General features: G+C 32.0%; 11 protein-coding genes and 2 riboswitches. Of the genes, 7 read left to right on the plus strand and 4 right to left on the minus strand.

The annotated features are described in order from the left end of the window. Window positions 1-229: 229 nt before the first annotated feature. Window positions 230-1,189 carry a L,D-transpeptidase family protein gene (locus tag VIM70_RS01425; RefSeq protein ID WP_331943395.1) on the minus strand — a complete coding sequence of 320 codons (960 nt, stop codon included), beginning with the start codon at window positions 1,187-1,189 and terminating at the stop codon, window positions 230-232. A gap of 261 nt (window positions 1,190-1,450) precedes the next feature. Continuing rightward, a riboswitch (SAM riboswitch) is annotated at window positions 1,451-1,571 on the plus strand. Between the two features lie 87 nt (window positions 1,572-1,658). Next, a riboswitch (SAM riboswitch) is annotated at window positions 1,659-1,760 on the plus strand. Between the two features lie 143 nt (window positions 1,761-1,903). Between VIM70_RS01425 and VIM70_RS01430 the strand changes: the two genes are divergently transcribed. From VIM70_RS01430 to VIM70_RS01440, 3 genes are all read left to right on the plus strand, one after another. Further along, on the plus strand, window positions 1,904-2,905 hold the full coding sequence (locus VIM70_RS01430) for a methionine ABC transporter ATP-binding protein (protein WP_331943397.1): 1,002 nt from the start codon (window positions 1,904-1,906) through the stop codon (window positions 2,903-2,905). Next, entirely contained in the window at window positions 2,902-3,570 is a 669-nt protein-coding gene (locus VIM70_RS01435) for a methionine ABC transporter permease (RefSeq protein WP_331943399.1), read from the plus strand. Before VIM70_RS01430 ends, VIM70_RS01435 begins: the two co-directional genes overlap by 4 nt. Before the next feature lie 154 nt (window positions 3,571-3,724). Beyond that, window positions 3,725-4,543: a MetQ/NlpA family ABC transporter substrate-binding protein gene (locus VIM70_RS01440; RefSeq protein ID WP_331943401.1), complete on the plus strand. Its 819-nt coding sequence runs from the start codon at window positions 3,725-3,727 to the stop codon at window positions 4,541-4,543. A gap of 83 nt (window positions 4,544-4,626) precedes the next feature. On the opposite strand, the gene VIM70_RS01445 is transcribed toward VIM70_RS01440, so the two are convergent. Both VIM70_RS01445 and VIM70_RS01450 read right to left on the minus strand, forming a co-directional pair. Beyond that, window positions 4,627-5,346 carry an EcsC family protein gene (locus VIM70_RS01445; RefSeq protein ID WP_331943403.1) on the minus strand — a complete coding sequence of 240 codons (720 nt, stop codon included), beginning with the start codon at window positions 5,344-5,346 and terminating at the stop codon, window positions 4,627-4,629. 37 nt (window positions 5,347-5,383) lie between these two features. Further along, window positions 5,384-5,920, minus strand: a complete 537-nt coding sequence (locus VIM70_RS01450) for a DUF1003 domain-containing protein (RefSeq protein WP_331943405.1) — start codon at window positions 5,918-5,920, stop codon at window positions 5,384-5,386. 400 nt (window positions 5,921-6,320) lie between these two features. Here VIM70_RS01450 and VIM70_RS01455 point away from each other — a divergent pair, with 400 nt between their 5' ends. From VIM70_RS01455 to arsA, 4 genes are all read left to right on the plus strand, one after another. Then, the gene (locus tag VIM70_RS01455; RefSeq protein WP_331943407.1) at window positions 6,321-7,667 is read left to right on the plus strand and encodes an FAD-dependent oxidoreductase; all 1,347 of its coding nucleotides are present in this window, start codon (window positions 6,321-6,323) and stop codon (window positions 7,665-7,667) included. A gap of 142 nt (window positions 7,668-7,809) precedes the next feature. Beyond that, the gene (locus VIM70_RS01460) at window positions 7,810-8,151 is read left to right on the plus strand and encodes a metalloregulator ArsR/SmtB family transcription factor (protein ID WP_331943409.1); all 342 of its coding nucleotides are present in this window, start codon (window positions 7,810-7,812) and stop codon (window positions 8,149-8,151) included. Between the two features lie 91 nt (window positions 8,152-8,242). Next, window positions 8,243-8,638 carry an arsenite efflux transporter metallochaperone ArsD gene (gene arsD, locus VIM70_RS01465; protein WP_331943411.1) on the plus strand — a complete coding sequence of 132 codons (396 nt, stop codon included), beginning with the start codon at window positions 8,243-8,245 and terminating at the stop codon, window positions 8,636-8,638. A 66-nt stretch (window positions 8,639-8,704) separates the two neighbouring features. Then, window positions 8,705-10,447, plus strand: a complete 1,743-nt coding sequence (arsA, locus tag VIM70_RS01470) for an arsenical pump-driving ATPase (protein ID WP_331943413.1) — start codon at window positions 8,705-8,707, stop codon at window positions 10,445-10,447. 19 nt (window positions 10,448-10,466) lie between these two features. On the opposite strand, the gene crcB is transcribed toward arsA, so the two are convergent. After that, window positions 10,467-10,832 (minus strand): fluoride efflux transporter CrcB, encoded by a 366-nt coding sequence (crcB, locus tag VIM70_RS01475; protein ID WP_331943415.1) that lies wholly within the window; start codon window positions 10,830-10,832, stop codon window positions 10,467-10,469. Between the last annotated feature and the right edge of the window lie 147 nt (window positions 10,833-10,979).

A 10,979-nucleotide genomic window follows, 5' to 3' on the forward strand; every position in this document is an offset into this window, starting at 1 on the left:
CATATAATATATAATTATTTATAATTTGAAAATATAATTTTTTATTTGTTTTATTATAGATTTTTGTCATTTTAATTAACACGGAAAAAAGTTACACCCCATTAGTGCCAATAATCTATGGCACTAATGGGGTGTTTTTCTTTTTCATATTTATTTTTGTACATATTTTTATTATCTATTCCGAGGAGAACCAATATATTTTTAAAGGAATGTGAGTATGAAAATCCTGCTACATCCTTAATACAGATGACATTGATCCTTGGATTATTATAGGATTTTTAGATGGAGTTAACCATTTTAAAATTCTTATTACATTATCTTGATCCGTTGCTATACATCCAGCTGTTCCATGACCGGCTCCTGACCATACATGAAAGAATATTGCTGAACCTTTTCCTGGTATTCTATCAGCAGTATTATAGTTTATTACAAAACCATAATTATATTGTGGAATATACATATTCTCAGCTGAACTCCACCGACCAGAAATAGGACCTTTCTGCCATGAATTATACAAGGGTGAATTAACATCATCAACCCAGAAATCATTTGCAGTAGATTGTCTATAGTTCATTTCTGTACCAGGATTAGAATATCTACCGAATGTTGTACCAAGTGTAAAAATTCCTATAGGAGAATGTCCATCACCTTCAATTTTATTATAAGCAAAACCATTTCTGCCTACATTACCAGCAAAAGAGTTTAATTGTTTCCAGGCTCCATTAACCTTTTCAAATGTTGTAATAGTAGCACTTACGTTTCCTAAAGCATTAGTAGTAACAACTATAGCCTGCCTAGAATTTCCCTTTCCCTGTATCTTATCTATCAATAATTTAGGGTTAACAACAGGAGTTGCTATTACAATTGGTTTAATAGAGGTTGTCTTATTTTGGGAAGAATTTTGTTTTTGTTTGATAACTTCTGCCTTTTTCTTTCTCTTCTCAAGATTTTTTAGATCTACTAATTTCTTCTGATTTTCCAATTTTTTTTGGTCCTCTAATTTTTGACGTTTAGCTAATAGTTGTATTTTCTCAAGCTGTGTAGGCTGTTTATTAATTGCAAGTGTAGTAGTAGTTTGTGCTTCATTTTTTGCAAATATAGATGGCAATTTATTATATGCTGTAATAGAGATCAAGGCAACTAATACAAATATTAATAAGATAACGTTTACTTTTTTAGACTTTTTCATCTTTATCTCCTCAAAAAATATGACTTTTAATAAATGTAGTTCTTTGTATTATTATAGCATATTATGTAGGCTTATTAGTGAAAATTTTGACGAAATATGTATTAATATAAATACGATTGCAATGAGACTTGAATTTTATTTAAGATGAATATATTATATTTAAAAAATAATTTAATAAAATTAATTATATAATTTTAAATTTTCTTCTTTACAACTTATGAATATAGTGATATCATTGTCTTAATTTAATAAATAGATTAATTCTCATCAAGAGAGGTAGAGGGACCGGCCCGATGAAACCTCGGCAACCATCAGATGTTAAACATCTGAATAGGTGCTAATTCCTGCGTTAGGTTTATAATAACTTAGCGGAAGATGAGAGAGGTGACTTTGTAATTTTATACCTCTTTCATCATATATAATGATGAAAGAGGTTTTTTGTTTTTCTCATAAATTAAAATTTAATACTGTCTTATCAAGAGAGGTGGAGGGACTGGCCCGATGAAACCCGACAACCAGTATCCGTGAGATACATGGTGTTAAATCCTGTGGCATTGCTGCAAGATAAGAATAAGTTTGGCCATAGAGCACAAGTTTATTCTTGGGTTCTATTTTTTTTATTATTAAACCTATTTGTCATATAATTAAATGCGCCTTAAGGCAATTTTAAAAGTTTTGAGTGAATTATCAGCAGTAAAGAAGGGACGGGATATCATGATTAAAGTAAGTGGCGTAAGTAAAAGTTTTTCAGATGTAAAAGTATTAAATGATGTTTCTTTTACAGTGGAAAAAGGTGATATATATGGGGTTATTGGTCACAGTGGGGCTGGAAAATCCACTTTGCTTAGATGTTTTAATGGCCTTGAAAGCTACGATACAGGTAGCATTAATATAATGGGCAAAGGTGTGAAGGAGCTAAGCTCGCGTGAACTTCGCGAATTCAGGAAAGATGTAGGCATTATATTTCAGAGTTTTAACCTTATTAACAGTAAGAATGTTTTTCAAAATATAGCTTTCCCATTAGAAGTATGGGGAAAAGATAAAAAATTCATTAAAGAAAGAGTAGATAGCTTAATAGAACTAGTAGGCCTTAATGATAAAGTAAATAGTAATGTAAAACAACTTAGCGGAGGACAAAAACAAAGGGTTGGAATAGCAAGGGCATTAGCACTTAATCCTAAAATATTACTTTGTGATGAAGCTACATCTGCACTAGACCCTAAAACTACAAAATCTATATTGCAACTTTTAAGAGACATAAATAATAAATTTGAAATAACAATTATTGTAGTTACTCACCAGATGGAAGTTATTAAAGAGATTTGTAACAAATTTATTCTTTTAGAAAAAGGTAAGATAAAAAGCCACGGAATTACCGATGAGTTATTTATTAGGCCAACAAAAGAAATGAAAACACTTATTGGAGAGGACGAATTACTACCTAGTACAGGCTTTAACATTAAAATAATTTTTACAAAGGAAATCACCCAAAGCTGCCTGATAACATCTATTGCAAGAGAACTTGATATTGATTTTTCCATAGTATGGGGAAGGCTTGAAAAATTTAGGGATAACGTAATGGGCAGTCTTATAATAAATGCAAGTGAGGATAATAAGGACAAAATAATAAAGTATTTAGATGATAGAGCTATATCGTGGGAAATCGATGACGATTTAATCCAAAATGAGTTTTGCGAGGGGGTAGAAAGTAAATGATATTTATAAATAGTTTTCTAGATACACTTTTAAATACTTTACTACCTGCACTTTTAGAAACAATGTATATGGTGTCAGTATCCACCATTTTGGCAGTGATTTTAGGTTTTATTTCAGCAGTAGGATTAATTATAACCGGTCCTAAAGGTCTAAGACCAAAAGCTATAATTTACAAAAGTTTAGATTTGGTAATAAACATACTTCGTTCTTTTCCGTTTATTATATTATTGATATCTATAGTACCTTTAACTAAGTTTATTGTTGGAACCAGTATAGGGACTAATGCAGCTATAGTTCCGTTAACTATTGGAGCAGCTCCTTTTGCTGCTAGAATAATAGAATCTGCACTACTCGAGGTGGATTACGGTATTATTGAAGCCGCTAAATCTTTTGGTGCAAAAAACTATCAGATTATATTTAAGGTTATGGTAAAAGAGGCAATGCCATCTATAGTTCTTGGAGTTACCTTATTAATAATAAACATCATAGGTTACTCAGCTATGGCTGGAGCAGTTGGAGCAGGTGGACTTGGAAATGTTGCCATAACACATGGCTATTATAGATTTGAGCAAGACATACTGATATACACCGTAATTATATTAATTATAGTTGTTCAAATTATTCAAGCATTAGGAAATTTATTGTATAGAAAAATGATTAAATAAGTTCTTAACGACATTTCTCAAGTCGTTGATATAACATCACCACAGGTGTAATATCACCTCGTGATGATTGAATTACAAAAATATTAAAACAAAGATAGTGTTTACACTATCAAGAGAGTGTTTACACTATCAAGAATAAGAGGGGGATTTAAAAATGAAAAAATTATTAAGTGTATTACTACTATCAATTGTTGTGATTTTCACAATAAGTGGTTGTGCAGCAAAAAAAGAAGTAGCGGCGCCAACCAAGGTAACAGCTGATAAAAAGATTATTAAAGTAGGTGCATCACCAGTGCCTCATGAAGAAATATTAGAGGTAGTAAAACCACTTCTTGCAAAAGAAGGGTATACTCTACAAATAGTGGAATTTACTGACTACGTAACACCAAACACAGCACTCGCAGATGGAACACTAGATGCCAACTTTTTTCAACATATACCTTATTTAGAAGACTTTTGTAAAACCAAGAAAGTAGATCTTACTTATACTGTAAAGGTTCATATTGAACCTATGGCTTTATATTCTACTAAATACAAAAAGCTAAGTGATATAAAGGATGGAGCTTCAATAGCGATTCCAAATGATCCTACAAACGGAGCAAGAGCACTTAGGGTACTTGAAAAAGCAGGTTTATTAAAATTAAAAGCAGGAGCCCTTATTTCTAAGAATGATATTACAGAAAATCCAAAGAATTTAAAAATAACTGAATTAGAAGCTCCTCAACTTCCAAGAGTTTTAGCGGATGTGGATGCAGCAGTTATAAATGCGAATTATGCCATAGAAGCTAAATTGAATTTAACAGATGCATTAGCCGTTGAAGCAAAAGATTCACCTTATGCAAATATACTTGCTGTTAGAGCAGAAGATAAAAACAAACCTTATATACAAGCACTATCTAAGGCATTAAATTCTCCAGAAGTTAAAAAGTTTATTCAGGATAAATATAAAGGTGCTGTAATTCCTGCATTCTAAAAAAAATATTTAACCAAAAAACACAATGATTTGAGCTTAATGGCTCAGAGCATTGTGTTTTTTTACTGAAATATGGGAATAAGTTACTGTTTAAAAACCCTTAGTCTATAAGCGTTAAGGGCAGTATCATATAACTTGTTCATTAATTTATGGTTAGCAAACGCACCAACAACTGCGCCAATGCCTGGAACAAGTTGCAACATTTTTGCCAAATCTATATAATCTCTGTATTCTTGTTGAAAAGTTCTCCAATCAAAGGAGTTTATATCTGTAGGTAAGTCGTTTACGTAATTATCCCAATTCGAAATTTGGTGATAAACCTCAAGTCTTCTTTTGTCACTTGAGAAAGCTAACTGAAAAACGTATAAAATATATAATCTTTCTTTATAATCATGTACATCGAAACCATATATACTAGCTAATTCAAACAAAAATTTAACTTTTAAACTTAGAAGAATTGGGAAGTCTGTAAGGCCAACTACAATTCCGGAAGCCCCAGTACCAGCTCCACTTACCGTAGCCGCTTTCCTATAAAAACCAATGCTCTTTTTAGCTAAAATTTCGCGTTCTTCAAGGGACATATTAGTTAGTGGTTGTTTAGACGTAAATTTAGAACCAGCAAGTACTAGCTTTGCCATATTTTCAATTGAACCATTAATAATATTCTGAATTTTATCTGGAATTAAGTTATTCATTTTGTTTTGTAAACCTTTAGTTAGACCACTAGTAAAAGAAGGATCCTTCTCCATTTTCTTTTTCCATAGAAGCAACTCTTTTAGTGCATTTTCTTCATAGTTATCCATGTTTTTCTCCTCACAGTGCCATGTGAGTGGCACTACTCTACTTTTGTAAATTTTTAATATATTCTACCATTATAGATTGATTTTTCACTAATATTTTTTGGTCTTCAATTAATGAATCCATTTTTTTATGTAAATCTTGGATAATTAATTCTGATTTAAGATTTATTTTATAATCATTTTTTGATTTTATTCTATCTTTATCTTCTTGCCTATTTTGACTCATCATTATTACTGGTGCTTGTATAGCAGCAATGCAAGATAAAACTAGATTAAGAAGTATAAATGGAAATGGGTCAAATAAATTTTTAAAAATGGTATTAAATACTATCCATATTGCTATAACTGATAATGCTATTATTATAAACCGCCAGCTTCCCACTGACTCGGCTATTTTATCAGCCATTCTGTCACCAAAAGTGAGGGTGTTTTTATGAGCTAGCGTGGCATCGCTAGATATCTTATTCCCTATTAATTCATGCAATAAATCTTCTTCAATATCGTTAAAGATCTCTCCTTGTTCCAGTATTTCACCTACAATTTTTTCTGTATCAGACTTAGGATGTGTATTTGTCATATTAATATCCTCCTTGTAAATTTAAAGTGTTATATAATTTGTTATATATGTGATTTTTAGAACTTTAAATAAATTAATTAGGACCTTTATTTTTTATTATAATATAGTATATCATTAATTTTGATCTATATTTGGAATTTGATTTATTATATATTATTGAGTGAATTAGAAAAAGATTAATATAAGGCTAGTAATTAGAGTAAGAAAGCATATAGAAGCTATTGACAATAACTCCTATGAAATATACAATATGAGTAGATGATCATATAAGTATTTAATATGATGTATAAAAAATAATATATGGTGGGAAATTAATAAAGAATTTTATAAATTAAATTATATAGGTGAATTATAATTTAATAATTTTTAAAAAATAAGTATTAAGGCAGGATGGTGTAAAATGAGACTTATTATTATTGGAGCAGTTGCAGCTGGAACCTCTGCTGCTGCAAAGGCAAGAAGAAATGACGAAAATTCTGAAATTATTATTTATGAGAAAGACAGTTTTATATCCTATTCTGGCTGTGGAATGCCGTATTATATTGGCGGTGAGATCGAGAAAGCTCAGGAGCTTACACCTCGTGACCCAGCATTCTTTAAAAATAAATACAATGTAGATATTTTCACTTTACATGAGGTACTTTCAGTTAATCCGAATAAAAAAACTTTGGAAATTAAGAATCTGTCAACTGGTGAAGTGGTTACAGATACCTATGATAAACTTATAATTGCAACTGGTGCAAGAGCAGTTGTTCCACCTATAAAAGGTGCAGATGAAGCGAATGTTTTTACACTTCGAAATATTGGAGATATGTTACGGATCAAAGCTTTTATAAATGAAAATCATCCCAAATTCGCTGCTATTATAGGAACAGGATTTATTGGGCTTGAAGTTTGTGAGAATTTCAAGGAACTAGGTATTGAAGTTACAATGATTGAAAAATTGCATCAGGTATCACCTGGCCTTGATAGTGATATGGCGGTATATGTAAGGGAACATATTGAAAAAAACGGTGTTAAAGTGCTTATAGGTGTGTCAGCAAATGAACTTACAACAAGCAGTGTGATATTATCGGATGGGACATCTATTAAAATAGATATGATACTTTTATCAACAGGAGTACGACCCAATATAGAGATTGCAAAACAGGCTGGAATAGATCTAGGAATAACTGGAGCCATAAAAGTTGATGAGAAAATGAGGACGAACTTAAAAGATATCTATGCATGTGGTGATTGCATCGAGCAATTTCATGTAATTACAGGGAAAGGTGTATATCGTCCACTAGGGTCAACTGCTAACAAAACAGGTAGAATAGCTGGTGATAGTTCAACAGGTGGAAACCTTGCCTTTCGAGGAATTCTAGGAACTGGTATATTCAAAATATTTAATATGACAGTTGCACAAACAGGTTTATCTGAAAGGGAAGCAACTCAAATGGGTTATGATGTTGTGGTTTGTCACAATATTAAACTGAACAAACCAGAATATATGGGTGGAGAAGAAATGGTAATAAAGGGAATTGCAGATAAAGCAACTGGAAGACTTATAGGGGTTCAAATAGTTGGGTTTGAGGGTGTAGATAAAAGAATTGATGTATTCGTTACTGCAATCACTTTTAAAGCAAAAGTTGAGGATTTGTTTCATCTAGATCTGGCATATGCACCACCGTTCTCAACCACTAAGGATCCTGTTATGTATACAGGTATGATACTTGATAATGCAATTCAAAAAGGTAGACCTTAGGAGGTCATAAGCAATTCAGTAAAATGTTTTTAAAAAATGATACTAAATAATATTTATTTAAAAGCCATTGTAACAGATGGTTTTTAAAACACATACTATATGAGTATAAGCGTATATAAAGATGTTATAGGAGGTAAATGTAATGGTAGATATATTTAAAGCATTATCGGAAGAAAATAGACTTCGCATACTATCACTCATTATGGAAGGTGAAATGTGTGTGTGTGAAATTGAGGATTGTTTAAATATGACGCAGTCAAATGTATCGCGTCATCTAACGGCGCTTAAAAAGTCTGGAATATTAGAAAGTTACAAAAAAGCACAATGGACATATTACAAAATAGATAATAATTTCAAAGAGAACAACCCTGATTTATTTTCTTATTTAATGAAAGGACTTGTAAAATTACCTCTTTATAACAGTGATTTTGAAAATCGCAAAAAATGTAAACTTCAAGATTTATGTAATTGTAAAGAAAAATAATTTTAAGAATTTAAGAGTGATTAATTTAAGTTAGACAGGTTATGAATTATTAAAAATTTTAAAATATAAAAAATGATTGGAGAGATTAATAATGAAAAAAATGCAAATATTTGAACCAGCTATGTGTTGCTCAACAGGACTTTGTGGTGTAGGTGTTGACCCTGAGCTTCTTAGGATTTCAACTGTAATTAATTCATTAAAGAAAAATGGAATTGAAGTTCAGAGGTTTAACCTCTCAGATTCACCACAAGAGTTTGTGGATAATAAGGTAGTGAATGAATTCATAAATAAAAAAGGTGTGGAGGAGTTTCCCATTACAGTTTTAGAAGGTCAAATCGTGTTAACAGGTAAATATCCAACCAACGAGGAATTAGTGAAATTTTTAGAGGTTCCCATGAGCTTTTTAAATCAGGCTCGAAAAACTTATAAAATAAAATCCGCTCCTAAATCAGGGGGATGTGGTTGCGGTGGTGGAAACTGCTGCTAATATCTTAATTATGATGATTTATTGATTACAAAACAATATAGAAAAGCAAACTGGAGGTAAATAAGCATGGAAATTTTTAATCCGCAAAATATTAAACTTACAAAATATTTGTTTTACACAGGTAAAGGTGGCGTAGGTAAAACTTCAACTGCCTGTGCTACAGCAGTAAACCTTGCTGATCGGGGAAAAAAGGTACTTCTTATAAGCACCGATCCTGCATCAAATTTACAGGATGTGTTTAACACAAAGCTTACGAATAAGGGTGTGCCAATTAAGGAAGTCCCAAATCTTGTTGTTGCTAATCTTGACCCAATTAAGGCAGCCGCAGAGCACAGAGAAAGCGTAATTGCACCTTATCGTGGTAAATTACCTGATGCTGTACTTAAAAATATGGAAGAACAGCTTTCTGGCTCCTGTACTGTTGAAATTGCAGCCTTCAATGAATTTTCAAAATTTATAACAGATGATTCGCTTGAGAGTGAATATGACCATATTATATTTGATACCGCGCCTACTGGTCATACACTTCGAATGTTACAGTTACCATCAGCATGGAGTGGTTTTATTAGCGAAAACACACATGGAGCATCTTGTTTAGGACAGCTTTCTGGTCTAGAGAGTAAAAGGGAAATCTATAAAAAGGCAGTAGAAACCTTGTCAGATGGAACATTAACAACGCTAATGCTTATCTCACGCCCAGAAATTACACCTCTAAAAGAGGCAGAAAGAGCATCAAAAGAACTTGCTCTAATTGGTGTAAACAATCAAACAATGATAATAAATGGTGTTATGAGCTCTTATGATGATTTTGTGTCTGAAAGTCTGTATAAAAAACAGCAAAAATCACTAGCGCAGATGCCTTTGGGTTTACAGGGAATTACTAGCTATATGGTGCCGCTAAGAGCCTATAATATAACAGGCATGGAAAATGTGCGGGCACTTCTTACTAAAGATAATTATAATGCATCCAGTGAAAAGATAAACGCTGAAAATATTCCAACTTTAAAAGATGTTATTGAGGATTTATATAAAAGTAATAAAAAGGTGATTTTCACTATGGGTAAGGGTGGTGTAGGTAAAACTACAATTGCAGCAGCGATTGCTTTGGGATTATCAGCAAAAGGTAAAAAAGTACACCTCACTACAACAGATCCTGCAGCTCACCTTAAATATGTAATTAATGAGAGCAAAAATATTACTATGAGTCACATTGATGAAAATGTTGAGCTTGAAAAATACAAAGAGGAAGTGCTTTTAAAGGCAAGAGAAACCATGGCTGATGAAGATATAGCATATGTTGAAGAGGATTTGAGGTCTCCATGCACACAGGAAATTGCAGTGTTTAGAGCTTTTGCAGAAATAGTGGAGAAGTCCGAAGATCAAATTGTGGTTATCGACACTGCCCCAACAGGGCACACTTTATTGCTCCTTGATTCCACACAAAGTTATAACCAAGAAATAAAACGCTCACAGGGCGATATTCCTGAATCAGTTAAAAAATTGTTACCACGTCTCAAAAATGTTAATGAAACCGAAGTAATAATTGTAACCCTTGCTGAAGCTACACCCGTATATGAAGCAACCCGTCTTGAAGAAGATTTGATACGTGCAAAAATTGCGACAAAATGGTGGGTTATTAACTCATCATTATACAAGACAGGTACTACAAATAAATTGCTGTCTGCAAAAGCAAGTAATGAAATTGAATGGATTAACAAAGTTGATTTACATGCAAATGGTAAATTTGCTGTTATACCTTGGAGTGCAGATGAAATCAAAGGCGACAAGTTAAATGAGTTATTAGTATAAGAATTTATATTAAGGTCAGCTATTTGAAATTATATAGCTGACCTATTTTACTTCCAAAAGCAAATCCTAATAAACCTAATAATACAGAACATAAAATATATATAAAAGCATTTAGCTTTTCTTTCTCTTGAAATAAATTAAAACCCTCATACATAAAGGTAGAAAAAGTTGTGTATGCACCTAAGAAGCCATCTCCAAGTAGCAACATCATATTACTGCTAACTCCAATTGTACTTACTATGCCAAGCAAGATTGCACCTGTAATATTGATTATAAAAGTCCCTATTGGGAAAGAGGAATTTGATTTTTCACTTATAAATTTACCAAGGCTGTACCGTACCAAACTTCCGGCTGCCCCACCAACTGCAACTAACACATATGTCATTTTATAAACCTCCTTGTATAATCTAATTATAAGTTTGATAAGAAACCACCCCTAAATAATACGAATAATTTCTTACTTATCTTTGTTAATGTTAATGTTAATCTTTATTTTTATTAATTTCTAAATCTCACACCTATCTTTGCTTTT

Origin of the sequence: Clostridium sp., assembly GCF_036569345.1 — a bacterium.
Classification (GTDB): Bacteria; Bacillota; Clostridia; order Clostridiales; family Clostridiaceae; genus Clostridium_AD.

Excerpts from the sequence above, each read along its gene's own strand:
- crcB (WP_331943415.1), bottom strand. The coding sequence starts at position 10,832 with ATGACATATGTGTTAGTTGCAGTTGGTGGGGCAGCCGGAAGTTTGGTA.
- VIM70_RS01435 (WP_331943399.1), top strand. The coding sequence starts at position 2,902 with ATGATATTTATAAATAGTTTTCTAGATACACTTTTAAATACTTTACTA.
- VIM70_RS01460 (WP_331943409.1), top strand. The coding sequence starts at position 7,810 with ATGGTAGATATATTTAAAGCATTATCGGAAGAAAATAGACTTCGCATA.
- VIM70_RS01430 (WP_331943397.1), top strand. The coding sequence starts at position 1,904 with ATGATTAAAGTAAGTGGCGTAAGTAAAAGTTTTTCAGATGTAAAAGTA.
- VIM70_RS01425 (WP_331943395.1), bottom strand. The coding sequence starts at position 1,189 with ATGAAAAAGTCTAAAAAAGTAAACGTTATCTTATTAATATTTGTATTA.
- VIM70_RS01445 (WP_331943403.1), bottom strand. The coding sequence starts at position 5,346 with ATGGATAACTATGAAGAAAATGCACTAAAAGAGTTGCTTCTATGGAAA.
- VIM70_RS01455 (WP_331943407.1), top strand. The coding sequence starts at position 6,321 with ATGAGACTTATTATTATTGGAGCAGTTGCAGCTGGAACCTCTGCTGCT.
- VIM70_RS01450 (WP_331943405.1), bottom strand. The coding sequence starts at position 5,920 with ATGACAAATACACATCCTAAGTCTGATACAGAAAAAATTGTAGGTGAA.
- arsA (WP_331943413.1), top strand. The coding sequence starts at position 8,705 with ATGGAAATTTTTAATCCGCAAAATATTAAACTTACAAAATATTTGTTT.
- arsD (WP_331943411.1), top strand. The coding sequence starts at position 8,243 with ATGAAAAAAATGCAAATATTTGAACCAGCTATGTGTTGCTCAACAGGA.
- VIM70_RS01440 (WP_331943401.1), top strand. The coding sequence starts at position 3,725 with ATGAAAAAATTATTAAGTGTATTACTACTATCAATTGTTGTGATTTTC.